We start from the raw sequence: 25,655 nt of genomic DNA, 5'->3' as shown, positions 1-25,655 counted from the left end.
GTGGGGGACGGCCCGGCAGCCAAGTCGCCCATTCGGCGAGTGGTAGGCGGTTGGCCGGGCTTGGCCGCCTCCTTGCACCTCGGTCGAGCGTGGTGACGCCACTGCGGGCCTGGCCGGGTCGTCCCTATCCCCTGGGCGCGACCTGGGATGGCTCCGGCGTCAACTTCGCGCTCTTCAGCGAGCACGCGACGGGGGTGGAGCTCTGCCTGTTCGACCCCGCCGATGCGGGGCGGGAGATTGCACGGATCCCGATCCGTGAGCGCACGGACCAGATCTGGCACGTCTATCTTCCGGAGGCCGGCCCCGGCCAGCTCTACGGCTATCGCGTCCACGGCCCGTGGGCGCCCGTAGCGGGTCATCGTTTCAACCCCGCGAAGCTCGTGCTCGACCCCTACGCCAAGGCCATCGCGGGCACGGTGACCTGGAGCGACCCCCTGCTCGGTCAGCGGTCGGGTCCCGGCGGAGAGGTGCTACCCGACGACCGTGACGATGCCGGCGACATCCCGAAGTGCGTGGTGATCGATCCCAGCTTCCCGTGGGGGGACGATCACCTGCTCGGGACTCCGTGGAATCAGACCGTCATCTACGAGGTTCACGTGAAGGGGTTCACGGCCCGCCATCCCGGAGTGCCCCCGGACCTGCGCGGCACCTACGCCGGGCTGATCTGTCCCCCGGTCCTCGATCATCTGCGCGCGCTGGGTGTGACCGCCGTGGAGCTCATGCCCGTTCACCAGGCGGTGTCGGAGCGAGCCCTGGTCGAGCGGGGGCTCACCAACTACTGGGGGTACAACTCGATCGCGTTTCTCGCCCCGGACGCGCGCTACTGCAGCTCCGGCGTCCGGGGCCAGCAGGTGCGCGAGTTCAAGACGCTGGTGAAGACCCTGCACCACGCGGGCGTCGAGGTCATCCTGGACGTCGTCTACAACCACACGGCCGAGGGCGATCACCAGGGCCCGACGCTCTGTTTCCGGGGTATCGACAACGCCGCCTATTATCGACTGCGCCCGGACGACCCCAGTCGCTACGTCGACTACACGGGGTGCGGCAACGCCCTGAACATGACCCATCCGCGGACGCTGCAGCTCATCATGGACAGCCTGCGCTACTGGGTGCTGGAGATGCACGTCGACGGATTCCGCTTCGATCTGGCCGCGACGCTGGCGCGCGAGTTGCACGACGTCGACCGACTGGCGAGCTTCTTTGACGTGATCCACCAGGACCCGGTGATCTCCCAGGTGAAGCTGATCGCCGAGCCGTGGGATCTGGCTGCCGGCGGCTACCAGGTGGGCAACTTCCCCATAGGCTGGGCGGAGTGGAACGGCCGCTACCGGGACGCCGTCCGCCGCTACTGGCGCGGTGAAGGGGGTCAGCTGGCCGAGCTGGCCTATCGGCTCACCGGCTCCAGCGACCTCTACCAGGACGATGGTCGCAGTCCCTACGCGAGCATCAACTTCGTGACGGCCCACGATGGCTTCACGCTGGCCGACCTCGTCAGCTACAACCACAAGCACAACGAGGCCAACGGCGAGGGCAACCGGGATGGCACCGACGAGAACCACTCGTGGAACGGGGGCGTGGAGGGGCCGACGGATGATCCGACGATCCTGGCCATGCGGGAGGGCCGGATGCGGAGCTTCCTGGCCATGCTCTTCCTGTCGCAGGGCGTGCCCATGCTCACCGGCGGCGACGAGATTGGCCGCACCCAGCGAGGGAACAACAACGCGTACTGCCAGGACAACGAGGTGTCCTGGTGCGACTGGAACCTGGACGACCGTGCCCGGCGCCTGCTGGAGTTCACGCGGCGACTGATCCGGCTGCGGCGCCGCCACCCCGAGCTGCGGCGCCGCAAGTTCTTCCAGGGGCGTCCGCTCTGCGCGGCCGGGATGAAGGACCTGGCGTGGTTGCGCCCGGACGGCGGCGAGATGGCCGACGCCGAGTGGCGCGCCGTCGCGCTGCCCGCCTTCGGCTTCCGCCTGTGCGGGGAGGCCATGGACGAGGTCGACGAGCGGGGGGAGCCGATCACCGGCGATACCCTGCTCGTCCTGATGAACGCGCACGACCTGCCCGTGCCCTTCACGCTGCCCGACCCGCACCCCGGCCTGGACTGGGAGGTGCTGATCGATAGCAGCGAAGCCGGGACGGGCGGGCGCGCGGGACAGGGAGCCAAGCTGACTGTGCCGCCGAAGGCGCTCGTCCTGCTGCGGGCGGCCCGGGCGTGAACCCACTGGGGAGGAGACGATGACACCTTGGGTACGCGATGTCATGACGAAGGATCCGATCACGATCGATCCCGAGGCGCCGCTGGAGACCGCGGCCGCCACCATGCGGGAGCGAGAGGTGCGCCACCTGCCCGTGGTGGACGACACCGGCAACCTCGTCGGCATGATCACCGATCGTGACCTGCGCGGGGCGGTGCTGGCGCCCGAGCTGGCCGAGTACCTGTCTGGCGTCGCCCAGCGACGGCTGCGGGGCCTCGGCTCCACGCTCGCCAATCTGCGCGTGCGTGATGCGATGACCTGGGACGTGGTCACCATCGAGCCCCAGGCGCCGCTGGCGCGAGCCGCCGCCCTGATGTACGAGGGCCGGATCGGCTGCCTGCCGGTCGTCGAGCGCAAACGCCTGGTCGGCATGGTGACCGAGCGCGACGTGCTCAAGGCGTTGGCGGCGACGCTGCCCGCCGTCCGCGGCATCGATCCCGACAACTACCTCTGGTAGCGTGGGGTCGCGTTGACCTACGGGCCACGGGCCCGGCGGTGCTGGCTGCTCGGGCGAGTGATCGATGACCCGGCCCCCCTCATCGCGGCGCTCTCCTCATCGCGGCGCTCTAGAGAAGGAACGCGAGCCCGCCACCGAAGGCGGTGAGCGGGGCGCCGGCGCCCCACCTGGGGCGTCACCGCGCGCGGCCCACGGCCCAAGGGTTTGATTTCACAGGGGAAACCGGTGGCATCGGCCCTGCACCGCACCGGGTCGATGAAGAGTTTCAAGAAGGCCGACGTGCTCGTAAACAGAACAGCCCTCGGCGGGCATGTGAAGGGGACGCGATGAGAGCCACGATCGAGGAATTCAGAGCCCGACTGCTCGAAGCCCGCCGTGAGCTGCTCCGGCGGGTGGTGACCACGGACACGGAGCTGGCGACCCTGGAGCCCCACCCCGCGGGCAACTTCGACGAGGACGCGGCGAAGGAAGTCGCTACCACGGTGCTCTCGCGGCTCGAGGGCCAGGAAAAGCAAGAGCTCGACGAGGTCGAGGCCGCCCTGGCCCGCCTGGAGACGGGATCCTTCGGCACGTGCAAGGACTGCGGCGGGCCCATCCCGCTGGCGCGTCTGCAGGCGGTGCCCTGGGCCCGCTATTGTCTGACCTGTCAACTGCGCCGGCGGGCGTGACGAGGAGAGCCCTGATGGCCCACAAGGTGGTCCTGTTTCGGTCCGACGCCCGGGAGAAGGTGCTCCGGGGATCGACGGCCCTGGCGGATGCGATCCGGGTCACGCTGGGACCCCGATCGAAATGTGTGCTGATCCAGAAGCGCTTCGGGCCTCCGATCGTCTGCAACGACGGCGTCACAATCGCCAAGGAGATGGAGCTGGAGGATCAGGCCGAGCAGCTCGGCGTGCAGATGATCCGGCAGGCGGCGGAGCGCACCGGCGACGCGGTGGGCGATGGCACCAGCACGGCGACCCTCCTGGCCCACGCCATCTTCGCCGACGGGGTGCGCAACGTCGTCGCCGGAGCCAGCGCCATCGACCTCAAACGGGGGCTGGACCGCGGCGTGCGGGTCGCCGTGGAGGCGCTGCGCCAGCTGTCCCGTCCGGTGAAGAGCCGGCTGGAGAAGGCCCAGGTGGCCACCATCTCCGCCCACAACGACCCCGCCATCGGCGAGCTGGTCGCCGAGGCGATGGAGAAGGTGGGCAACGAGGGGGTGATCTCCGTCGAAGAGTCCAAGACGACGGAAACGCAACTGGAGGTCGTCGAGGGCCTGCAGTTCGACCGCGGCTACCTGTCGCCCTACTTCATCACCGACGCCGACAAGATGGAGGCGGTCCTCGAGGACGTCCACATCCTGCTCACCGATCGCAAGATCGGCGTGATGAAGGATCTGCTGCCGCTGCTCGAGCGGGTGGCCCGGGCCGGGGCGGCCGTGCTCTTCATCGCCGAGGACATCGAGGGCGAGGCCCTGGCCACTCTCGTGGTGAACAAGCTGCGGGGCACGCTGCGCTGTGTGGCGGTGAAGGCCCCGGGGTTCGGCGACCGGCGCAAGGACATTCTGGAGGACATCGCCGTGCTCACGGGCGGGCGCGTCATCACGGAAGAGCTCGGCGTGCGTTTCGAGAACGTCGACCTCAGCCAGCTGGGGCGGACCCAGCGGGTGGTCGTGAACCGCGAGACCACCACCATCATCGGCGGGGCGGGGGACAAGCAAGCCATCGAGGGTCGCAAGCAGCAGATTCGCCAGCAGATCGAGAAGGCGACGAGCGACTACGACCGCGAGAAGCTGCAGGAGCGCCTGGCCAAGCTGTCGGGTGGCGTGGCCGTGATCCGTGTGGGCGCTCCCTCGGAGGCGGAAATGAAGAGCCGGAAGGAGGCCCTGGACGACGCTATCAGCGCCACCAAGGCAGCGGTGGCCGAGGGCATCGTGCCCGGCGGCGGCCTCGCCCTGCTCCGGGCCATCGAGGCGGTGGAACGCGAAGAGGCCAAATGTGAAGGCGACGAACGGACCGGGCTCGCCATCCTCCGGCGGGCCCTGGAGGCGCCCACCCGCCAGATCGCCGAGAACTCGGCGGCCGACGGCGGCGTGGTGGTCAACGAGATGCGCAAGGGCGCGGGCAACCTCGGGTTCGACGCCGCCCGGCGCCAGTACGTCGATCTGGTGGAGGCAGGGATCATCGATCCGACCAAGGTGGTCCGCGTCGCCCTGGAGAACGCCGTGTCGGCGGCCAGCCTGCTGCTGCTCACCGAGGCCACGCTCACCGAGGTGCCGGAGAAGAAGGACGAACACATGCCAGCCATGGAATAGGAGGCAGCGATGCGCAGCCGTCCGATACTCGTGTGGACCTTGCTGGTGGCAGCGCTGGGACTTGTCCTGGGTGGCTCGGCGTCTGCCGCCGGTCCGGAGCGGTATTCGGGAACCGTGGTGACCCTCGACCCGACGGACGGCGTGCTGGTCATCGACGAGGTCGGTCCCTGGCGTGTCGAGCGGGGAGAGACGGTCTTGACCCGTCGCACGATCCGCTACACTCCGTCAACCCGGTTCAACGTCTTCATCCGTATCGATGTCCCCGGCCGCTTCGCCGGGGACTTCCTGGAGGTGGAGCTCGAGCCTGCCGACATCACGCCCGGTGAGTTCGTCACCGCCGAGTGCGTCCGCGAGCGGGCGGGGCTCGTGGCGCGCACCGTCACGTTGGCCGACACCGAGCACCCTATGGGCGGGGTCATGCTCCCGTGACCGGCCGGGGTTCCTGCATCGGGTAGAATCGGCCGATCTGGGGCCGCCCGGCGTTGGAGGGTGGGGGCAGCGGCGACAGCCCCCCACAGGCCCCGTGTAGGGCGGTGAATTGCGGTACTTCCGATGTGGCACCAGGCTTGCGTGTGATCAGCGACAGGAGTCGAGGAGGACGGCATGATCGGGATTAGAGGCGTCAAAGGCGACCGCGCCCTCCGCGGGCGGATCAGGGCGCGGCTGGAGCGAGCCTTGGAGCGGCTTGGCGTGGCGCCCATCGAGGCGCTGGTGACGTTCATCGACGACAATGGCCCGAAGGGTGGCCCGGCCCAGCGCTGCGCGCTGACCGTTCGCCTGCCGTACCGCCCGGCGATCAGGGTGGAGCAGACCGCCACCACGTCGCGGCTTGCCTTCGATGCCGCGTTCGCCGCCCTCATGCCCAGGCTCGAGCGCTATCGCGAACGCCAGCGGGAGGCCCGCCGGTACCCGAAGAAATACTACGCGGCCAAGCGCCTGCTCGCGGGCGAGTGAGGAGAGGCGTCTCATGGATCTGCGTGAGCGAGTGAACGCCCTGGCCCGCCTCGGCGAGGCCGCCTCGCCGGTGGTGAGCGTGTACCTGGACACCCGCTGGGCCGACGAGCACCAGCGTGAACGGGTGCGGGTGTTTCTCAAGAACAACCTGCGCGAAGCCCGGGGGCGGGCCGGCGCCGAGCTGGAGGCGGACCTGGACTGGATCGAGGAGCAGGGCGAGCGCCTGGTGAAGCAGGCCACGGTCCCGGAGGCCGCTGGGGTCGCCCTCTTCGCCTGTGGCCCCCTCGGGCTCCGCGAGATCGTGCCGCTACGCGTGCCCTTCGACAACACCTTCGCGGTGGCGGACAAGCCCCTGCTCACCCCCCTGGCCGCTCTCGTCGCCGAGGCGCCGCCGACGATCGTGGCCTTCGTGGACGGCAATCACGCCAGGCTGATCCCGATCGACCCGGCTGGACTCGGCGAGGAGGTGACGCTGGAACACGACGTTCCCGGGCGCCACGATCGAGGGGGCTGGGCGCTGCTCGCCCAGTCCCGCTATCAGCGGCACATCGAGGTTCACCGCGACCAGCACTTCGAAGCGGTCGCCGAGGCCTTGCGGGAGCTGGTGGACCAGACAGCGAACGCACGGATCGTGCTGGCCGGCGAGGATCGAATCGTCGCCGTCTTCCGTTCGCGGTTGCCGGCGACCCTGGCCGGCCGCGTGGCCGGCACGATCTCCGGGGCCCGCCACGAGCCGGCCAGCGCGTTGGTTGACCGCGCGACCGCGCTGCTGGCCCGGCTGGACGCCAGCGAGCAAGGCCGGGTCGTGGACGAGCTCCTCACCGAGGCGGCCAAGGGCGGACAGGCGGTCGCGGGCGTCGAGGGGACGCTGCGCGCCGTGGGCCGGGGGGCGGTGCGCAGGCTCTACCTGCTCCGCACCTTCGACGAAACGGGCGCGGCCTGCACGTCGTGCGCGGCCTTGCAGCCCGGCGAGGCCGCGACGTGCCGGATGTGCGGTGGGCCGACGAAGCGTGTCCGCCTGTCCGACGAGGTCGTCGATCGGGTCGTGGAGACGGGCGGCGAGATCGTGATGATCGAGGCTCACGAGGCGCTCGAGCGAGCCGGCGGGATGGCGGCCCTGCTACGGTTTCCGCTCTGAGGGCGCGCGGGCGCCGTGCTGCAGGCGCCATGAGCCTGGCCAGGCGCAAACGGGTGTTGATCCTGGGCGCGGCCGGCCGCGATTTCCACAACTTCAACGTCGTCTACCGCGAGGAACCGGCCACGGAAGTGGTGGCCTTCACGGCCGCCCAGATCCCGGGCATCGCCGGGCGGCGTTACCCGGCCTCTCTGGCCGGGCCTCGGTACCGTCAGGGAATCCCGATCGAGCCCGAAGGAGATCTGGAGCGCCTGATCCGCGACCTGTCGGTGGACGAGGTCGTCTTCGCCTACAGCGACGTGAGCCACGAGGACGTGATGCATTTGGCCAGCCGGACGCTGGCCGCGGGCAGCGACTTCGCGCTCCTCGGTCCCCGCCGCACGATGCTGGCGAGCTCCGTCCCCGTGGTGGCGGTCTGTGCCGTCCGTACCGGTTGCGGCAAGAGCGCGGTGAGCCGGCACTTCGTGCGGATCCTGCGCGAGCGGCGGCGCCGGGTGGTGGTCGTGCGCCACCCGATGCCCTACGGCGACCTGGTGGCGGCCCGCGTGCAGCGGTTCGCCACGCTGGCCGATCTCGACGCGGCCGGCGTCACGATCGAAGAGCGGGAGGAGTACGAGCCTCACATCGAAGCCGGCTGTGTGGTCTACGCCGGCGTCGACTACGGCGCCATCCTGGCTCGCGCCCAGGCTGAAGCCGATGTGATCGTCTGGGATGGCGGCAACAACGACCTGCCGTTCTTCGCGCCGGCCCTGCACGTATGCCTGGTGGACCCTCACCGGCCCGGGCACGAGAGCCGGCATCACCCCGGAGAGGCCAACCTGCGAGCCGCCGATGTGGCCGTCATCGTCAAGGAGGACTCTGCGCCGCCGGCATCGGTCGAGGCCGTGCGGGTGGCCATCCGCGCCCTCAATCCCCGGGCGCGAATCGTGGACACGCGGCTGCCGGTCACCGTGGACGAGCCCGAGCGCCTGGCCGGCCGTCGCGTGCTGGCCGTCGAGGATGGTCCGACGCTCACCCACGGAGGCCTGGGCGCCGGGGCCGCCGCCCTGGCCGCTCGCCGGTACGGCGCGATGCTGGTCGATCCTCGTCCCTACGCACGGGGCGACCTCCGGCATGCGCTCGAGCGCTACCCGGCCATCGGGCCGGTCCTCCCGGCGCTGGGCTACAACCGCGCGCAACTGGCGGATCTCGAGGCGACGATCGAGGCGGTGCCTTGCGATCTCGTGCTGCTCGGCACTCCCATCGATCTCGGTCGCATCATTCAGGTGCGCCGCCCTCTCGTGCGTGTCCGCTACGAGATCGAGGAAGTCCGGCCCGGGAGTCTCGAGGAGCTTCTCGTCACTATCGATCGGAGGGACGCCATGAAAGCGCGGTCGAAGAAGGGTCGAGTGTCCCGAAGTAAGCCGAAGCGCGCCCGGCTCCGTAAGCAGAAGCAGGGCGCGCCACGAGAGCCGAGGTCCCGCCAGGAGAGCGAGACAAGCGAGCTCGGCTCCGAGCGTCTGTCCCACCCGGAGACCAGCCCGATCCTCACCGGCGGCGACGTGGACGCGGACTGGCAGCGCGCCACGAGCAGCGGCGAGGAGGCGGTCGGGGGCAGCGTCGCCACTCCGGATCAGGACGTCGTGGACGAGTTGGGACGTGCCCTGGGGGTCGAGCAGCCGGCCGATGCCGAGGTGCGGACCTCGGAGGAGATGTTGCGAGCCCGCGACCGGCATTACTGGCACCTCGAGCGAGAGGCCGCCGAGCGCGAGAAGACGAAGGACGGCGCGTGAGCGCTGCGCCCGGACCGTATCGCCGGATCCTGGTGCCGACCGACTTCTCGTCGGTGTCCGAGCAGGCGTGGCGGGTTGCCAGGGAGCTCGCCCGGACGACCGGCGCCGAGCTGGTGCTGCTCCACGTGCTGGTCGAGGCGCCGCTGTACTCGGAATCGCCGGTTTCCGGGCCGCGACTGCGCGAGGTCTACGAGTCCGCGCGTGAGTGGGCGACGAAGAAGCTCGAGCAGTGGGCCGCCGAGGCCCGTGCGGCCGGACTCGTCGTCCGGGTGGAGGCTCGCGCCGGGGTGCCGTACCAGGACATCCTCACGATGGCCAGGAGCGCCGGAATCGACGTCATCGTCCTCGGCACCCGCGGACGGGGCGGAGTCGAGCGCGCCCTGCTCGGCAGCGTGGCCGACCGGGTGATCCGCCTCGCCCCGTGCCCCGTGTTGTCGGTCCGCTCAGTCGAGGCGGAATGACTGGAAAGGAGACGCCATGAAGTCACGAGCGAAGAGGCGCCAAGGGCCGGCGCCCGGGCCCGGTCGATCGCCGAAGGCCGGCAAGCCTCGCCAGGAGATCGCCGGATCCTCCCAGGTGCGCCGGCGCCGGAAGACGGCGATCGCCGCCGTCCGGAAGGACACCATGCTCTCCCAGGCCGCGCAGGGCCCACGCGTTCTGTGGGGTGTCACCAAACCGAAGGTCAAGAAGGGCTAGAGCACCCCGAAGAGCGGGCAGAGCAGCCGGAGACCGACCCAGATCAGGATCGCGCCGGCCACGTCCAGGTAGATCCCCGAGCGGATCATCTCGCCGATGGGGACGAGCCCGGAGCCGTAAATGATGGCGTTCGGCGGCGTGGAGACCGGGAGCATGAAGCCGAAGCTCGCGCCCAGCGCCGCGCCCAGCGCGGGCGGGATCGGGCTCAGGCCGGCGCCCTGGGCGACCGCGATGACGATGGGCACGACCATGCTGGCCGAGGCCGTGTTCGACGACGTCTCCGAGAGCACCACGCCGATCACGATGGCGACCGCGGTGAGCCCCCACAGGCTGTCGGCGCCGGCCAGGCGCGTGGCCGCGTCGCCGATCGTGCGGGCCAGCCCCGTGTCGAACATGAGCCGGCCCAGGGCCAGCCCGCCGCCGAACAACAGGATGGTGCCCCAGTCGATCCGGGCCGCCTGCCGCCAGGTGATGGTGAACTCGGCCCGCCGCCAGTTGGTGGGCAGCATGAACAGGAGGACGGCCGCTCCCAGCGCCACCGCGGATTCGGGCATGCGCGCTTCGAAGAAACGGGGCAGGGCGCCGCCGGGTGAGGCGACCATCGCCACGGCCCCGGGCAGCATCCAGAGGAGCGCCGCCAGCAGGAACACGAAGGCGACGTTGGTCTGGGCGCGGCTCCAGGGGCCCAGGCGCCGCTCCTCCTCGGCCAGGTAGGCGCGCAGGTGGCCAGGCGGCCGGGGCTCGCTCCGATAGAGCCGTCCGAGGATCAGCCAGCACAGCAGCAGCATCGCGACGGTGAGCGGCATGGTGACCGCGACCCAGTCGAAGAAGGTCAGCCGGCGGTCGGTGAGGTCGCGCACCATGCCGATGGCGATCAGGTTCGGCGGCGAGCCTACCGGCACGCCGACGGCGACCGAGGACGACCACGTGAGCATCAAGAGGAAGCCGATGGCGAAGCGCGGGGCCGCGCCACCCGTCTCGCCCAGTGCGCGCAGGATGCCCACGCCGACCGGAAGCATCATGGCCGTGGTGGCGGTGTTGCTGATCCAGAGCGACAGCGCGCAGCTCACGACGCCGATGGCCAGCATGAGGCGCGCGGGCGACCGTGTCGCCCAGTCGTGACGCAAGAGGGCGAAGGCCAGACGCCGGTCCAGCCCGCTGCTCTTCATCGCTTCGGCCAGGATGAAGCTGCCGATGAAGAGGAAGACGACGGGGTCGGCGTAGGCCGCCAGCACCGTTGGAGCCGGCGCGATGCCCAGCAGGATGGCGAGCAGGGACGACAGCAGGGCCGTCACCGCCACCGGCAGCGCCTCGGTGACCCAGTAGGCCACGGCCCACGCGAACACAGCGAGCAGCAGATGCGCCTCGCGGCCGAGCGCCGGCACGGGCAGCGCGATGACGAGCAGGAACAGCAGCGGTCCGGCGATGAGCCCGACCTGATGCCTGGCGCGCTCGACGCGCGCCGGCCGCTCGGGCGGCGCCGTGTCCTCGGACACCACCCGGTCAGGCGCGGGGGCGGGCGGCGCGGGAGTTGGAGGGCAGGAGCCGGTCGACGAGATCGGCGAACTCGGTCAGGGCGAAGGGTTTGGGCAGGAACGCGGAGGCGCCGCTTGCCAGCGCCTGCTGACGAGCCTGGGCCGAGCCGAACCCCGTGATGACGACGACCGGTCGAGGCAGGGCGAGCGCCCGGGCTGCGCGTACGACGTCGAGACCATCGCCGTCGGGAAGACGCAGATCCGTGACGACCAGGTCATACTGCCCACTGGCCAGCGTCTCCAGCGCTTGTCGCCGTGTTCCCGCCGATACTACGTTGTAGCCGTGGCGGTGCAGCAGCCGGACACAGGTGGCGGCCAGGTCGGCCTCGTCGTCCACGACCAGGACCGAGGGCTGCATCTCTGTTCGAGCCTCCTCCAGCGAGCCGCGATCTGAGAAGAGGAGAGAGCAACTGTGCTGCCATCTCGAGGGCGCGTGAAATCAGGCTGTTACCAGTGATCGGGGAGGGCGCGGTGGGGTGGCCGAGCCCCGATGGGGCGCAACGGCCTCGGCAGAGCGCTCTGGCAAGGATTACGCCGCTCGGGTCACCGGGAACGACGCGACGAACGTCGTGCCTCGACCGGGCTCGGAGTGGACATCCAGGCTCCCGCCGTGCTCCCGCACGATACCGTACGAGATGGACAATCCCAGACCAGTCCCGCGGGGCTTGGTCGTGAAGAACGGGTCGAAGATCCGGGACAGCATCTCGGCGGGGATGCCGGGGCCGGTGTCGCGGACGGTCAAGCGCACCTGCTGGGGCAGGCCGGCGGCGAGGTCCGTCTCGACGCAAATTTCCCCCTGCCCGTCGATGGCCTCGCGGGCGTTGAGGACCAGGTTCATCAGCACCTGCTCGAGCGCCGTCGCGTCGCCCTGTATGACGGGGAGGTCCGGGGTCAGGCGCCGGGTCAGGGTGAGGCCGTCTTTGACGACCTGCTTCTCCACGAGCAGCAGCGTGTCGTCGACGATCCGGTTGAGATCGACAGGGCCGGTGGCCCGGCCGGACTGACGGGCAAACGAGAGCAGGCCTTGCACGATTCGCGTGATGCGCTCCGCGTGGCGGCGCAGAACGTTCAGGTCCTCCCAGATGGCTGCGGGCAGGGTCTGCGGATCGGTCTCCAGCAGCATCAGCTCGATCCGCGACGAGATGATTCCGATCGGGTTGTTCAACTCGTGGGCGAGCCCCGTGGAGAGCGTGCCCAGGGCCACCAGCTTCTCCGTCTGGCGGGCGGCCCGCTCCAATTCCACTCGTCTGGTGATGTCCTCGATCAGGAGGACCGCTCCTGCCGGTTGCCCGCGGTGGCGGAGCAGGCTGCCCCGGATATTCAAGACCACCGGCCCTTTGCGCAGCGTCTGGTGCTCCATCGCGTCGAGGGCGAACTCGTCGATGTCGCCACGCAGCAGTCGCTCGAGAGGCTCGACCAGCGCCTCGCGCTTCAATTCGGGATTGAACTCGAACAGATTCCGGCCGACCACCTCGGCGGCCGCGATGCCGTACCGGGCTTCCAGGGCGTGGTTCCAGGTCGTCACCCGTCCCTGGGGATCCAGCACGATCAGCCCCTCGCCGACGCTATCGACGACGCTCCGGATGAAGCGCTCGCGCTCCTCCGCGTCGGCCGACAGCATCAGGACCTGGCGGCGTTCTCGGTCCTCGGCATCGCCCAGGAGGCCGACGCCGAGGGCCGTTCCGATGAGGACCGAGAGCCGGATCGCCATGTTGGCCCATTGGACTTCATCGATCGTCGGCCAGGAAACGGCGATATAGGCGGCCGCCGAGACGGCGGCGACGAGCACCCCCCGGGTGAGTCCGTAGTAGTAGGACTGCAGCCCGGCGATCACCAGCAAGGCCAGGAACAGCGTGCTGGTCGCCCCGCCCGTGAGATGGATGAGCAGCAGCGCGAAGGCGAGATCCCCGGCGAGCACGAGATCGTGGAAGCGGAGCATCTTGGCCGTGCGGACCCAGACCAGGGTGATGACGCTCACGCTGTAGAGCAGGAAGGCCAGCATGGTGGCATGCACGGCGTGCCAGCCCTGGTAGTCGGGCGCCAGGAACAGCCAGACGTACCCGGAGATCACGGCCAGGGCGCGCAGGAAGGGCAGAGCCAGCACGCGGGGCCCGCCCAGGTGTCGGGCCGCCCGCTCGATCAGATGCTCGAGCCGCAGCACGCCCACGATTATACGCAGTCAGACCAGGCCGGTGATCCGCCCGTCGGCCTCGACGTCGATCCGCTCCGCGTTCGGCGAGCGTGGGAGACCCGGCATCGTCAGGATCTCGCCGGTGATCGGGACCAGGAAGCCGGCGCCGGCCGAGATACGGACCTCGTTCACGGTCAGCACGAAGTCACGGGGCCGGCCCAGAAGGGCCGGATCGTCGGACAGCGACCGCGGGGTCTTGGCCATGCAGACCGGCAGCCCGGCGAAGCCCAGCGCCTCGGCGCGGCCGATCTGCTCCTCCGCGCGTCTCGTGTAGGCGACCTGCCCGGCGCCGTACATGCGGGTGGCGATCGTCTCGATCTTGGCCCTGATCGGGGCCCGCCAGTCGTAGAGGGGCCGGAACCGTGAGGGCGCGCGCGCCAGCAGATCCGCGAGCGCTCCGGCCAGCGCCTCGCCGCCGGCGCCCCCGCGCCCGTACACGTCGGCCACGGCGGCGGGCACGCCCAGATCGGCGCAGTGCTCGATGATCGCCCTCAGCTCGGCCTCGGTATCCGAGCCGTAGCGGTTGACGGCGACGAGCGCGGGCACGCCGAACAGGGCGACGTTCTCGAGGTGCTTATCCAGGTTCGCCATCCCTGTCTTCAGCGCGTCGGGATCGGCACGGTCCAGCGCCGGCAGCGGCACGCCTCCGTGGAACTTGAGCGCGCGCGCCGTGGCGACCAGGACGACGGCGTCGGGGACGAGCCCCGCGTAGCCGCACTTGATGTCGAAGAACTTCTCGGCGCCCAGGTCGACGCCGAAGCCCGCCTCGGTCACGCAGATGTCCGCGAGCTTGAGCCCGAGCTTCGTGGCGACGACAGAGTTGCAGCCGTGGGCGATGTTGGCGAAGGGGCCGCCGTGGATTAGCGCGGGCGTCCCTTCCAGGGTTTGCACGAGGTTCGGGTGGATGGCGTCGCGCAGGAGCGCCGTCATCGCGCCGGTCACCCCGAGGTCGCGGGCGAAGATGGGACGACCATCGAAGGCGAAGGCCACCAGGATGCCGCCCAACCGGGCCTTGAGGTCCATCAGATCCTCGGCCAGGCAGAGCAGGGCCATGATCTCGGAGGCGGCCGTGATGACGAATCCTTCCTCACGGGGGTAGCCCTGGGCCCGCCCGCCCAGGCCCAGCACCATCTGTCTGAGGGCCCGATCGCTCATGTCGATCGCCCGCCGGAAGAAGATCTGACGAGGGTCGATGCCAAGGGTGTTGTCGTGGTGGAGGTGGTTGTCCAGGCACGCGGCGAGGAGGTTCTGGGCCGCCTCGACAGCGTGGATATCGCCGGTGAAGTGCAAGTTGATGGCGTCGGCGGGCACCACCTGAGCCTGACCGCCGCCCGTGCCCCCGCCTTTGACGCCCAGGCACGGACCGATCGAGGGCTCGCGCAAGGCCACGATGGCCCGCCGGCCGATCCGGCTGAGGGCCTGGCCGAGTCCGATGCTGACCGTCGTCTTGCCGTCTCCGGGCGGGGTGGGGGTGATGGACGAGACGACGACGAGCTTGCCGTCGGGCGCGCCGCGTCGCGCCTCGAGGGCGCGCAGGTGGATTTTGGCGATGCTCCGGCCGTAGGGGATGAGGTCGGCGTCGGCCAGGCCCAGACGGCCGGCGACGTCGACGATCGGGTAGGGCGGCGCGAGACTCAGGGCCGGCCTTTCCGCCTACCGCACAGCGTCGAGGTCGTCCTCCGAGCGGCCACACTGATCGCATCGCGTGACCACGAGCAGGTTACCGTCGGCGTCTTCCTCCGGCTCGCCGGCGGCGTGAATCAACCCCCCGCATGGACACAGCTCGGGATACGATTCCCAGCATGCCGGGCATCTGGGATCACCGACGTGATGAGACGTTTCCTCTCCGACGACAAAGGCTTCCATCCGTGTCCTCCGCTGACTACCGAGCCCGTCGGCCAGATGCCCCCCCTAATCTCCCATTCCGTCGGGGTCTCGGCAAGCCAGAGGCTCGGTGCGCCTGATCTGGATCGTGGGGGCCAGCCTGATGACGGTGGCGGCGATGCTCGTCGCCGCGGGGCTGGTGCGCACCGCTCCCGACCGGATGCGCGGACGCTTGCTGTCCGGGCTCGTGAGCTATGCCGTGGGAACCCTGATGGGGGCGGCATTCCTGGCCCTGCTGCCCGAGGCCCTTCGCGCGGGCGAGACGGTCGCCATGCTGGGGACCGTGCTCGCCGGGCTGGTCCTCTTCTTCACGCTCGAGAAGCTGATCCTGTGGCGGCATTGCCACGACGGGACGTGCGATACCCACCGGGCGACGGGGCCCCTCATATTGACGAGCGACGGCCTGCACAACTTCGTCGACGGCGTGGTGATCGCCGGGGCCTTCCTGGTCAGTGTCCCGGTGGGCGTGGCCACCGCGGTCGCCGTGGTGGCCCATGAGCTGCCTCAGGAGCTGGGGGACATCGCCGTCCTCCTGGACAGCGGCTACTCGTTCTCGCGGGCGGTGGCCCTCAATACGGTGGTGAGCCTCAGCACGCCGCTCGGCGGCATTCTGGCGTATGCTGCGCTCGACGTCGTGGACGGAGCGGTGCCGTACGTGCTGGCCCTCGCGGCCGCCGGCTTCATCTACATCGCCGCCGCCGACCTCATTCCTGCGCTGCATCGCCGGGCCGCCCTGACCGCTGGCGTCAGCCAGGTCGTGCTCATCGTGGCGGGGATCGGCACGATCGCCGTGCTGGAATGGGTTCACCCATGACGCTCCGGCGTCGGCCGGGGCGCCCGACGAGGACATGCGATGCCAGTGAAGAGAATCCTGCTGCCGCTCGACGGCTCCGAGACGGCCGAGGCGGCCCTGCCCGTCGCCCGGGAGCTCGCCCGTACCTCCGGCGCGAAGCTGCTCGTGGTCCGTGTCACCAGCGCGCGGTTCGATCACGAGCCCGCGCCTGTCGAGGGCCAGCTCGCCCCCATCCGCGAAGCCGAGGCGTATTTGAAGTCGATACGGGATCGCCTGGAGGGCAGTGGCGCCGCGGTGGCTACGGTCCTGTGGCATGGTGCACCGGCGGCCGCCATCGCGAAAGCGGCCCGCGACTACGAGGTCGACTTCATCGTGATGACGACGCACGGCCGCACCGGCCGGGAGAAGGAAATGTTCGGCAGCGTCGCCGAAGCCGTCCTGCGCGGCGTGGCCGTGCCCGTCCTGGTCGTGCGCCCGGCGGGCATGATGGTCCAGACGCCGCCGGGCCAGGCCGCGCCATCCCGCGAGCCCTGATCGCGGGCAGAGGAGGAGTCGAGGATGCGGGTCCTGTACGCGACCGATGGCTCGGCGGACGCCCGCGCGGCCGGAGAGTGGCTGAGCCGCTTCCCCTTGCCAGCTTCAGCCGAGATCGTCGTCCTGGCGGTGGTGACGCTGCCTCACTCGGCCCTCGACATTCCGACGGTGCGGGCCTACTACGACGGCCTGCGAGGGGCTGCCGCCGCTGTCGCCGAGCAAGCCCGTGCCGACCTCACTCGGCGGTGGGCGGCCAGCGCGCGGGTGGTCGAGGGCGAGCCGCGCGAGGAGATCTCCCGGCTTGCCGAGGAGTGGAACGCCGACCTGGTCGTCGTCGGGGCCCGGGGCCTGGGCGCTGTCAAAGGCTGGCTGCTCGGTAGCGTCTCGACGGCGGCCGTACACCATGCGCCCTGCCCGGTGCTCGTCGTCAAGGGACGGCCGCCAGGTTTGCGGAAGGCCGTCATCGCCGTGGACGGCTCGCCGGACTCCATGCGGGCCGCCCGGTTCTTCGCCGCGCTCCCCCTGGACCCGACGCTCGTCATTCGACTGGTTGCCGTGGCCGAGCCCCCGCGCATCCCGGTCGCCGATCCCGAGCTCTTTGCGGTGCCGGTCCCGACGGCGCTCCGGGAGTCGGCCGGAGCCTGGCGGACCAGGCTCGAGGGTGTGCTGAGAGATCTCGAGACAGAACTGAGATCGAAGACCGCAAATGTTGAACAATCCTGTATTCTCGGCAACCCGGCCGAGGAGATCATCGGCGCCGCCAGCGAGCCGCAGATCGATCTCGTCGTCGTAGGAGCGCGCGGGCACGGAACCATGATGCGTCTGGTGCTGGGAAGCGTCTCCGAGCGCGTGCTCCATCACGCCCCGTGCTCGGTGCTGGTCGTCAAACGCCGCCCGCGCCCCGCCGGCTAGGCGCGCCCAGGGAGGAGACATGGCGGTCCCAGACGACGAGACCGTTTTCCCGGTGGCCTTCGAGACGGCCGGCGAGCATGTCGCGCGGCGCGTTCCGACGACGACACCGGAGGCCACCGCCGGCGAGATCCGCGCGGCCCTCGCCGGCGAGCGCTACGACTGCGCCACCGATGTCGCGGTGTGCGTGGAGGGTCGCCTGGTGGGCCTGGTTCCCATCGAGGCGCTGCTGCGGGCCCCGGCCGATTCGTCGGCGCGGACGATCATGGATCCCGACCCGCCCGTCGTACGTCCGGGGGCCGACCAGGAGCTCGCCGCCTGGAAGGCGGTTCAGCAGGGCGAGTCGGCGCTGGCGGTCGTCGACGAGGCGGGAGGCTTCGTCGGGCTTATCCCGCCCCAGCGGCTCCTGGCGGTGCTCCTCGCCGAGCACCATGAGGACATGGCCCGGCTCGGCGGCCTCTGGCGCGATGCGCTCTCGGCCAGGCGTTCGCTCCAGGAGCCGGTGTGGCGTCGTCTGGCCCACCGCCTGCCCTGGCTGGTCGTAGGGTTGGCGGGCATGGTGCTCGCTGCCGACCTCGTCGCCGCCTTCGAGCACGAGGTCCGTTCGAGCCTCGTCCTGGCGTTCTTCCTGCCCGGCATCGTTTACCTGGCCGACGCGGTCGGTACCCAGACCGAGACACTGGTGGTCCGAGGGCTATCCGTCGGCATCCCGCTCGTCCGCGTGGTACGCCAGGAAATCGTCACCGGGATCCTGATCGGGCTCGGACTGGCCCTGGCCTCGGTCCCCCTGGCATGGCGCTGGGATGGCAGCCAGCTCATGGCGGTCCTCGGCATCTCCCTGGCCGCGGCGTGCTCCACGGCGACCGCGGTGGCGATCGCCTTGCCGTGGCTCCTGCAGCGCCTGGGCGGAGATCCGGCCTTCGGCTCCGGACCGCTGGCCACGGTGATCCAGGATCTGTTGTCGATCCTGATCTATCTCACCGTGGCGCGCGCGTTCATGGGCTGAGCCGTGAGCCTCTCGCTCCTCGCCCGCAGCCTGCACGTGCTGGCGGCTATCGTGTGGATCGGCGGGATGCTTTTCATCGCGCTCGTGCTGGTCCCGGTCGTGCGACGACTGGAGCCAGCCGAGCGTCTGCGCCTCGTTCACGCGACGGGCCTGCGCTTTCGCACGGTGGGGTGGATCGCGCTCAGCCTGCTCCTGCTGAGCGGGCTCCTGAACCTGTGGCTGCGGCCGTACCTGCTCGGGGTGCCGCTGTTCCACGTCAAGCTCGGGCTCGTCGTGCTCGCCCTGGCGCTCGGCGTCATCCACGACTTCGTTCTGGGGCCGCGCGCGGGGGCGCCGGGGGCCGACCCCGGCCTGCGCGTGCGCGCCTCGTGGGTGGCTCGAGCGAACGTCCTCGTCGTGCTCGCCGTGGTGGTCCTCGGTCTGGCCCTGCGCGGATAGCGCGGCTCGCCCGGCCTATGACCGGCATCATAGGCGCGCCGGCACCCGGTGGCTACGCTGGTGTCAGGAGGAACCAGTCATGGCCACGTGCAGCTGCCACGGTCATCAAGGGCACGCCACGGGAACCTCGCGCACGGCGGCGGCCCAGACGGTCGGCGAGGTCGCCGGGCGGTCCACGAGGGCCCTCGAGGTGCTGCAGCGCTTCGGGATCAATCACTGCTGCGGGGCGGGCCTGACGCTGGCCGAGGCGTCGGCCGCGGCCGGCGTCGACCTCGGCAGGCTGCTCGCGGCGCTGGGTGAGCTGCCAGACGAGCCCGGATCGGCGAGCGGCCGGGGATGATCCGGCCCTCGCCTGGGCGGGGGCCGTCGGTCGCGCTGCCGCTGAGCTACCTGATGACCGCGGCGGCCGCCTTCGTCGTGGCCGCGCTGGCGGTGCCGTGGCTCGGTTCCGAGCTGGCGGGCCACTACTACCAGCCACGGCTCCTCGCCCTCACCCACACGCTGACGCTCGGGTGGATCACGCTCGCCATCATGGGGGCGAGCTACCAGCTCATCCCCGTGGTGCTGGAGCGTCCCGTCTGGAGCGAGCGGCTGGCGCGCTGGCAACTGGCGCTCTTCGCCGCCGGCGTCGTAGGAATGGTGGGGCACTTCGCCATCGCCCGGTGGGAGGGGCTCGCGTGGGGCGCCGGTCTCGTCGTCGCCGGGATGGCGATGCATCTCGTCAACGTGACGCTCACCGTGCGCGGTCTGCGGCGGTGGAGCTTCACCGCTCGCCTGGTGGCGCTGGCCTTGGCGGGGCTCGCCCTGACCGCTCTCTTCGGACTGGCTCTGAGCCTCGACAAGATCTGGAGGTTCCTGCCGGGCGCGGTCTTCGCCAACCTTCACGCTCACGTGCATCTGGCCCTGCTCGGCTGGGTGCTGCCCATGGTGATCGGCGTGGCGGCCCGCCTCTACCCGATGTTCCTGCTCGCGCGCGAGCCCGACGGCTGGGTAGGGCGCGCCCAGTTCTGGGGCCTCGTGCTCGGCGTCCCCGGCCTTGTCGCCGGTCTCCTGCTCGAGGCGAGCGCACTCACCGTCGTCGGCGCCTCGCTGGTGGCCGTGGCCGTCGCGGGTCATCTCGCGTGGGTTGCCGAGATGGCCTGGCGCGGCAAGCGGCCGAGCCTCGACTGGGGACTGCGGTTCGTGTTGACGGGCGCGGCGTTTCTTTCCCCGGCCACATTGCTGGGCCTCGGCTTCGCGACGGGACTCTGGTCGGGGCCCCGGCTGGCGCTCGCCTATGGTGTGCTGGCTCTGGGCGGCTGGGTGTCGCTCACGATCGCGGGGATGATGCTGAAGATCGTACCGTTCCTCGTCTGGTACCGCGCCTATGGCCCCCGGGCGGGACGGCGGCCGGTGCCGACGCTGGCTCAGCTCGGCTGGCCCGCCGGCGAGGGGACCGCCTATGCGCTGCTGACCACGGGACTGGCCACGCTGGCGATCGCGATCGGCATTGGGGACGCGGCGGTGATCACCATCGCCGCGACCCTCGTCGCCGCCGGGGGGCTGGCTTTCGGTCTCGCGCTCGTCCGGGTCCTGGGCCACCTGCGGGCCCGGGCCCGGCAGGCCGCGTCGCCTCGGGAGCGGGCGTCGTGAGCGGCTTCGATCGAGCGCCGTTCATCGTGATCTGGGAGACGACGCGCGCGTGTGCGCTCGCGTGCGTGCACTGCCGCGCCGAGGCGATGCCCCATCGCGATCCCGGCGAGCTCACGACGGAGGAAGCCCGCCGGCTCGTCGACCGGGTGCGGGACTTCGGCGATCCCCCGCCACTCTTCGTGCTGACCGGCGGCGATCCCCTGCGGCGGCCGGATATCGCCGAGCTCGTCGCCTACGGCTCGGCGCGCGGCCTCAGCGTGTCACTGACTCCGAGCGGGACCGCAGCGGTCACCGAAGCCAGGCTCCGCGGCCTGAAAGGCGCGGGGCTGGCCCGCCTCGCGGTGAGTCTCGATGGGGCGACGGCGGACGTCCACGACGCCTTCCGCGGCGTCGTGGGATCGCACCGGCACACCATGCGGATCATCGAGCGGGCCCGCGGGCTCGGGCTCCCGCTGCAGATCAACACCACGGTCTGCCGGCGAACCGTCGCCGACCTGCCAGCGCTGGCCACGCAGATGGAGACGTACGGGGCCGCCCTGTGGGCGCTGTTCTTCTTGATTCCCGTGGGGCGCGCGGACGCTGGCCAGGCGCTGGCGGCCGACGAGATCGAAGACGTCCTGGTGTGGGCTGCCGGCTTGGCCGCGCGCGTGCCCTTCGGCGTCAAGACCACCGAAGCCCCGCACTATCACCGGGTGCTGGCCCAGCAGGGAATCGGCCGTCGCCCCGGACTATCGGGGGTGCGCCCCGACCGAATCGGACGCGCCGGACGCGCGGTGACCGACGGTAACGGATTCGTCTTCATCGATCACCTGGGTGCCATCTGCCCGAGCGGGTTCCTGCCGCTATCGGCGGGCAATGTGCGCCGGGACGATCTGGTGGCGGTCTATCGCGAGCACCCGCTATTCCGCTCGCTCCGTGATGCCGCGCAGCTGCGGGGGCGCTGCGGCCGCTGCGAGTATCGCGAGCGCTGCGGAGGCTCCCGGGCCCGGGCCTGGGCGGCGACGGGGGATCCTCTGGCCGAGGATCCGGGCTGCGCCTGGGTGCCGGCCGCGCCCGGGGCGACACCGGTGCTGGCCGGCGGCTCCGATGTGGCGCTGCCCGTCAAACGGGACGACGTCGTCGCGGCGCTCCGGACCGTGCTCGATCCCGAGCTCGGCCTTTCGATCGTGGAGCTGGGGCTGGTCTACCGGGTCGAGATCGAAGGCGGCCGGGTCGACATCACCATGACCCTCACCACGTCCGGCTGCCCCATCCACGAGGTGATGCTCGACTGGGTGCGCGAGGCGGTGCTGAGGGTCCCGGGGGTGACCGACGCCCGCGTGAGCCTGACCTTCGATCCGCCCTGGACCCCGGACCTCATGGCTGTCAGCGGCCGGCCCTGACGGCGTGCTAGCGGGTACCGGCGGCGTCAGGCGAACCGGCCAGCCCCGTGACGAGCGCCTGGAGGGCCGCTGCGGCGTGCTCGAGCGAAGCGTGGCGCCCCATCTCCGCCGTCACCGTGGCGAATTCGCGCCCGAGCGCGTCCTGCGCTGCCCTGTCGAGGAGGTCGTCGGCCAGCGGAAACAGCACCTCGTTTTCCTTTTCGATATGGTTGCGCAGCAGGTCGATGTAGCGTCGCGCCGCCACCACGCGCGGTCGGGCCTCGCCGTCCGCCACGACCTGCAGCAGCGCGCGTCCCTGCCCGTGCTCTTCCTGCATCACGGCGATGGGGCCGCCGGCCTCGGCCGGCACGCCCGCCCTGGCCATGGCGGGGAACAGCGCGCGCTCTTCCTTGGCGTGGTGGTTCCGGTCGGCGAAGCCGCGCAACCACGCGATCACGTCGGCCCACCACCCCTCGGGGGTGGCAAGGCCACGCTCGACACGCGCGGCCGCCGTCTCGAGGAGATCCAGCGCCCGGAGAATGAGCACGTGCTCGTCGCGAAGCGTCTCGGTCGGTGTGTTCATGGCTGGGGCACTCGCCAGTGGACCACGAGGGCGCGCTTGCGGTAGGGCGCGATCCATCGGTCGCCTTCGCGCCGTAGCCGGTCCGCCAGGAAATCACGCAGGAAGGCCCGGGCCTGCGCGTCGTCCCGTCCCAGGTGGGTCGTCCAGAACTCGCAAGCGTCGTCCAGGCTGTCGAAGGGCTGGTCGGAACGATACTCGATGGCGGTTGCCGCCGCGTTCACACCGAGCGGGTCGAGGGCGCCGACCGTCGCCGCGGCACCGTTGCACCGTTCGTAGGTCCGTCCGAGCAGGATCGGGTACAGCTCGGAAAAGAAGAACTTGTCATCGCCGCCGGGCGTGTCGCGGACGAGCGCCACGCCACGCCTGGCCGCCAGGCCGACGTCGGCGAGGAAGGGCGAGCCGGGGTGCAGCAGGGACCCCACGTGAGCGCAGATGACGAGGTCGTGGGGCTCGAGCTCGACCTCGCCCCACGCCCCCTGGATCACCGTCACGTTACCGAGGCCGCGCCGGGATGCGCCACGGCGGAGGGCCGTGGCCATCGGCGGCGAGGGCTCGAGTGCCGTGACCTGCCGCAGGCGCTCGGCCAGGGGCAGGGCCAGGGCCCCGAAGCCAGCGCCCACGTCCAGAGCCGAGCGGCAGTCGGCGACGAGCGGCGCGATGACGTCGAGGACGCGACGCGCGTAGTCGCTCCGCGCGTCGGCGCGCTCGTACCAGGCGACGGTGCGCGTCGTCCAGACGCTGCCGCGACTCGGCGCCACGAGCCGGGCCGGGGGAGGGCCGGTCACCGCCTCAGGCCGCCGCCGGCGGGCCGTAGGGGACCAGCACCAGCGGGATGTCCGTCGAGCGCGCGACGCGCTCGGCCACGCTCCCTTTGAGAGCGCGCATGACGCCTCGCCGGCGATGGGTGGCCATGGTGATGAGATCGGCGTCGGCCTTCTCGGCCTCCTCGGCGATCTCGGTGGCGGAATCGCCGAACCGGACGACCAGGTCCACGGGCAGGTCCGGGAGCCCTCGTGCGATACCGGCCAGGTAGCGCCGTGCCTCTTGCTCGATCCGCGCGCTCTCTTGATCGGAGTAGGCGACGATCCGATCATCGAGGGAGTACACGAGGGATGGCGGCTGCTCGACGCGCACCAGGCGCACGCTGGCCCCGTGGGCGCGGGCCAGGTCGGCGGCGGTCTGGAGAACCGATTCGCTGCCCGGTGCGCCATCGAGCGGGACCACGATCGTGCGCACGCCGGCCCCGCGGTGCCAGCGTGGCCCGGCCGGCCGCCGCTCGCTGATCGGGCGCGCAAGACACTCCTGTCCGCACGGTCTCAGCGAGGGCAGCGTCCGCCAGAGCGTGCAGCGCACGATCTCGGGCCCCGATCCGCCCAGCACCTCGGCCAGCGCCGCCCGGCGGGCGTTCACGGCGATCCGGGCCTCGGCACCGTCTTGAGGGCAGCGCACCAGCCAGGCCCGCCGCCAGTAGGACAGGCTGGCCGCCGCGACGGGGGCGACGACGAATGCCGCGGCCAGGACGATCAGCGCAAGCAGCACCAGCCAGGGGTTCATGGGACGCTCCTTTCTTGGCTAGAGCCGGAACAGCTCCCGAGCGTTGTCGCGGATCAGCTTCTGGCGCGCCTCGGGGCGGAGCCCCAGGGCGTCGACCTGGTCCAGACTCTCCTTCCAGCCGAGCCCGTTCGTTCCCCACACGGCTCGGTCCTGGCCCATACGGCTGCCGATGAAGTTGATGATCTCGGGCTTGAGGTACTTCGGCATCCAGGCGTCGACGCCGAACCAGACGGTGTCCCACTTGTAGCAGACGCTCATCAGCTCCTCGACCCAGGGCCAGCCGGTGTGGGCGCCGAGCAGGCGGAGGGTGGGGAAGTCAGCAGCCACGTAGTCGAGGTACATCGGGCGGCCATGCTCGCTGGGCATGGCCTCGAGCACGTGGCCGGTCTGCACCGAGACAGGCACGTCGAGCTCGGCGCACTTGGCGTAGAGCGGATACATCTTCTTGTCGTGGAGCGGGATGTCGAAGCCGTAGATGTGGACGTAGACCCCCTTGAACCCGTGTCGGGTCACGGCCGTCTCGATCTCGGCCAGGCTCTCCTTGATGCGGAAGGGGTTATAGCCGGCCAGGCCGACGAACCGGTCGGGGTACGTCTCGGTGTACTGGAGAACTTCGTCGAGCCGGGTGTCCATGTACATCCAGCGGTTCCAGTAGGACCACATCTTGGTCTGGGCGATGAACACACGCTCCACCCCGGCCTCGTCCATCTTCGTGAGCATGGCCGGGAGCGACTCGAACTGGGGCAGGCTGCCGATGGCCCGCTCCATACGGCAGATGAGCTCGCCCTTCTTGGCGTCCGTCCACCTGGCGATGAACTCGGGCGTGGCCACGTAATACATGATGTCGATCGCCTTCGGCCTGTCCGTCATTGGCGTCTCCTTTCCCACCTGCGCAAGCTGCGAGCTCAGCACATCGTCAGGCCGCCGCTCACGCTGAGCGTCTGGCCGGTGATGTAGCGAGCCCCCGGCGAGGCGAGGAACACCACCGCCTCGGCCACGTCCTGAGGCGTCCCCACCCGCCCGAGAGGAATGGCCCGGGTGACCGCCTCGATGACCTTCGCCGTCTTCGGCGACTGCTCACGGATGCCCTGCAGCAGAGGCGTCTCGGTGAGGCCGGGGCAGACGACGTTGACGGTGATGCCGTGGCGCGCCAGCTCGCGGGCGAGGGTCTTGGAAAAGGCGATGACGGCGCCTTTGCTGCCGGCATAGACGGCTTCCCCTGTCGAGCCCACGCGCCCGGCGTCGGAGCCGATGTTGACGACCCGCCCGTCGCCGCGCGCCACCATGTGGGGCAAGGCCGCCTTCAGCACGTAGAGCATGGCCTTGAAGTTGACGGCGATGATCCTGTCCCAGGTCTCTTCCTCGCTGTCGAGGAAGAGCTCCATCCGGTCCCAGCCCGCATTGTTGACGACGACGTCGAGCTGGCCCCATTGCCCGATCAGCTCGTCGACGGCCCTGGCGACTTCCGTGCGGTGGGTGAGGTCGGCGCCGAGAACCAGCGCCTTGACGCCCAGAGCCTCGATCTCACGCCCCACGCGCTCGGCTGCCTCCGCCAGGAGGTCCAGGACGGCGACCTGGGCGCCCTCGCGAGCGAGGCCCAGGGCGATGGCGCGGCCGATGCCGCGACCGCCGCCGGTGACGAGCGCGGTCCGGCCCCGTAATCTCAT

The 25,655-nt window shown here is 70.6% G+C and carries 27 protein-coding genes and 1 pseudogene; 19 read left to right on the top strand and 9 right to left on the bottom strand.

Annotated elements, in window-relative coordinates:
* Positions 1-89: 89 nt before the first annotated feature.
* From glgX to VFR64_15135, 11 genes and pseudogenes are all read left to right on the top strand, one after another.
* Complete coding sequence (gene glgX / locus VFR64_15185) at positions 90-2,219, top strand: glycogen debranching protein GlgX (protein HET9491084.1); 2,130 nt, start codon at positions 90-92, stop codon at positions 2,217-2,219.
* Between the two features lie 43 nt (positions 2,220-2,262).
* A complete protein-coding gene (locus tag VFR64_15180; GenBank protein ID HET9491083.1) occupies positions 2,263-2,715 on the top strand; it encodes a CBS domain-containing protein in 453 nt (150 codons plus the stop codon).
* A gap of 326 nt (positions 2,716-3,041) precedes the next feature.
* Entirely contained in the window at positions 3,042-3,383 is a 342-nt protein-coding gene (locus VFR64_15175) for a TraR/DksA family transcriptional regulator (protein ID HET9491082.1), read from the top strand.
* A 14-nt stretch (positions 3,384-3,397) separates the two neighbouring features.
* Positions 3,398-5,011 carry a chaperonin GroEL gene (groL, locus tag VFR64_15170; GenBank protein ID HET9491081.1) on the top strand — a complete coding sequence of 538 codons (1,614 nt, stop codon included), beginning with the start codon at positions 3,398-3,400 and terminating at the stop codon, positions 5,009-5,011.
* Between the two features lie 9 nt (positions 5,012-5,020).
* Positions 5,021-5,440, top strand: coding sequence for a hypothetical protein (locus VFR64_15165; protein ID HET9491080.1), 420 nt, complete (start codon positions 5,021-5,023; stop codon positions 5,438-5,440).
* 174 nt (positions 5,441-5,614) lie between these two features.
* Entirely contained in the window at positions 5,615-5,965 is a 351-nt protein-coding gene (locus tag VFR64_15160) for an HPF/RaiA family ribosome-associated protein (protein ID HET9491079.1), read from the top strand.
* Positions 5,966-5,978: 13 nt separating this feature from the next.
* Positions 5,979-7,103 (top strand): Vms1/Ankzf1 family peptidyl-tRNA hydrolase, encoded by a 1,125-nt coding sequence (locus VFR64_15155; protein HET9491078.1) that lies wholly within the window; start codon positions 5,979-5,981, stop codon positions 7,101-7,103.
* A 29-nt stretch (positions 7,104-7,132) separates the two neighbouring features.
* A pseudogene (locus tag VFR64_15150) lies at positions 7,133-8,437 on the top strand (GTPase).
* Between the two features lie 24 nt (positions 8,438-8,461).
* Positions 8,462-8,872 carry a DUF6335 family protein gene (locus VFR64_15145; GenBank protein HET9491077.1) on the top strand — a complete coding sequence of 137 codons (411 nt, stop codon included), beginning with the start codon at positions 8,462-8,464 and terminating at the stop codon, positions 8,870-8,872.
* Positions 8,869-9,333 carry a universal stress protein gene (locus VFR64_15140; protein HET9491076.1) on the top strand — a complete coding sequence of 155 codons (465 nt, stop codon included), beginning with the start codon at positions 8,869-8,871 and terminating at the stop codon, positions 9,331-9,333. Before VFR64_15145 ends, VFR64_15140 begins: the two co-directional genes overlap by 4 nt.
* A gap of 16 nt (positions 9,334-9,349) precedes the next feature.
* Positions 9,350-9,568, top strand: coding sequence for a hypothetical protein (locus VFR64_15135; protein HET9491075.1), 219 nt, complete (start codon positions 9,350-9,352; stop codon positions 9,566-9,568).
* On the opposite strand, the gene VFR64_15130 is transcribed toward VFR64_15135, so the two are convergent.
* The 4 genes from VFR64_15130 to VFR64_15115 all read right to left on the bottom strand — a co-directional run bounded on the left by VFR64_15130 (position 9,565) and on the right by VFR64_15115 (position 14,932).
* Positions 9,565-11,064 (bottom strand): DASS family sodium-coupled anion symporter, encoded by a 1,500-nt coding sequence (locus VFR64_15130; GenBank protein ID HET9491074.1) that lies wholly within the window; start codon positions 11,062-11,064, stop codon positions 9,565-9,567. The genes VFR64_15135 and VFR64_15130 overlap by 4 nt on opposite strands.
* A gap of 7 nt (positions 11,065-11,071) precedes the next feature.
* Positions 11,072-11,461 (bottom strand): response regulator, encoded by a 390-nt coding sequence (locus tag VFR64_15125; GenBank protein HET9491073.1) that lies wholly within the window; start codon positions 11,459-11,461, stop codon positions 11,072-11,074.
* 171 nt (positions 11,462-11,632) lie between these two features.
* On the bottom strand, positions 11,633-13,264 hold the full coding sequence (locus VFR64_15120) for an ATP-binding protein (protein HET9491072.1): 1,632 nt from the start codon (positions 13,262-13,264) through the stop codon (positions 11,633-11,635).
* An 18-nt stretch (positions 13,265-13,282) separates the two neighbouring features.
* Positions 13,283-14,932 carry a formate--tetrahydrofolate ligase gene (locus tag VFR64_15115; protein HET9491071.1) on the bottom strand — a complete coding sequence of 550 codons (1,650 nt, stop codon included), beginning with the start codon at positions 14,930-14,932 and terminating at the stop codon, positions 13,283-13,285.
* A gap of 316 nt (positions 14,933-15,248) precedes the next feature.
* Here VFR64_15115 and VFR64_15110 point away from each other — a divergent pair, with 316 nt between their 5' ends.
* The 8 genes from VFR64_15110 to VFR64_15075 all read left to right on the top strand — a co-directional run bounded on the left by VFR64_15110 (position 15,249) and on the right by VFR64_15075 (position 21,872).
* Complete coding sequence (locus VFR64_15110) at positions 15,249-15,992, top strand: ZIP family metal transporter (GenBank protein HET9491070.1); 744 nt, start codon at positions 15,249-15,251, stop codon at positions 15,990-15,992.
* 39 nt (positions 15,993-16,031) lie between these two features.
* Positions 16,032-16,505, top strand: a complete 474-nt coding sequence (locus VFR64_15105) for a universal stress protein (GenBank protein ID HET9491069.1) — start codon at positions 16,032-16,034, stop codon at positions 16,503-16,505.
* A 24-nt stretch (positions 16,506-16,529) separates the two neighbouring features.
* Positions 16,530-17,417, top strand: a complete 888-nt coding sequence (locus tag VFR64_15100) for a universal stress protein (GenBank protein HET9491068.1) — start codon at positions 16,530-16,532, stop codon at positions 17,415-17,417.
* A gap of 19 nt (positions 17,418-17,436) precedes the next feature.
* Entirely contained in the window at positions 17,437-18,420 is a 984-nt protein-coding gene (locus VFR64_15095) for a magnesium transporter (protein ID HET9491067.1), read from the top strand.
* 3 nt (positions 18,421-18,423) lie between these two features.
* Positions 18,424-18,858, top strand: a complete 435-nt coding sequence (locus VFR64_15090; protein HET9491066.1) for a DUF4149 domain-containing protein — start codon at positions 18,424-18,426, stop codon at positions 18,856-18,858.
* Positions 18,859-18,937: 79 nt separating this feature from the next.
* The gene (locus VFR64_15085) at positions 18,938-19,198 is read left to right on the top strand and encodes a DUF542 domain-containing protein (GenBank protein ID HET9491065.1); all 261 of its coding nucleotides are present in this window, start codon (positions 18,938-18,940) and stop codon (positions 19,196-19,198) included.
* Positions 19,195-20,490, top strand: coding sequence for a hypothetical protein (locus tag VFR64_15080; GenBank protein ID HET9491064.1), 1,296 nt, complete (start codon positions 19,195-19,197; stop codon positions 20,488-20,490). Before VFR64_15085 ends, VFR64_15080 begins: the two co-directional genes overlap by 4 nt.
* Positions 20,487-21,872, top strand: a complete 1,386-nt coding sequence (locus tag VFR64_15075) for a TIGR04053 family radical SAM/SPASM domain-containing protein (protein ID HET9491063.1) — start codon at positions 20,487-20,489, stop codon at positions 21,870-21,872. Before VFR64_15080 ends, VFR64_15075 begins: the two co-directional genes overlap by 4 nt.
* A 7-nt stretch (positions 21,873-21,879) precedes the next feature.
* Here VFR64_15075 and VFR64_15070 read toward each other — a convergent pair whose 3' ends face one another.
* The 5 genes from VFR64_15070 to VFR64_15050 are packed head-to-tail and all read right to left on the bottom strand — an operon-like array spanning position 21,880 to position 25,655.
* The gene (locus VFR64_15070; protein ID HET9491062.1) at positions 21,880-22,434 is read right to left on the bottom strand and encodes a hemerythrin domain-containing protein; all 555 of its coding nucleotides are present in this window, start codon (positions 22,432-22,434) and stop codon (positions 21,880-21,882) included.
* Entirely contained in the window at positions 22,431-23,219 is a 789-nt protein-coding gene (locus VFR64_15065) for a class I SAM-dependent methyltransferase (protein ID HET9491061.1), read from the bottom strand. Before VFR64_15065 ends, VFR64_15070 begins: the two co-directional genes overlap by 4 nt.
* A gap of 4 nt (positions 23,220-23,223) precedes the next feature.
* A complete protein-coding gene (locus VFR64_15060; protein ID HET9491060.1) occupies positions 23,224-23,988 on the bottom strand; it encodes a universal stress protein in 765 nt (254 codons plus the stop codon).
* An 18-nt stretch (positions 23,989-24,006) separates the two neighbouring features.
* Positions 24,007-24,858 (bottom strand): amidohydrolase family protein, encoded by an 852-nt coding sequence (locus tag VFR64_15055; protein ID HET9491059.1) that lies wholly within the window; start codon positions 24,856-24,858, stop codon positions 24,007-24,009.
* A gap of 35 nt (positions 24,859-24,893) precedes the next feature.
* Positions 24,894-25,655 (bottom strand): SDR family NAD(P)-dependent oxidoreductase, encoded by a 762-nt coding sequence (locus VFR64_15050; GenBank protein HET9491058.1) that lies wholly within the window; start codon positions 25,653-25,655, stop codon positions 24,894-24,896.

The sequence above is a fragment of the Candidatus Methylomirabilota bacterium genome (assembly GCA_035709005.1).
Classification (GTDB): Bacteria; Methylomirabilota; Methylomirabilia; order Rokubacteriales; family CSP1-6; genus 40CM-4-69-5.
This window is presented reverse-complemented; position numbering and strand designations above follow the sequence as displayed.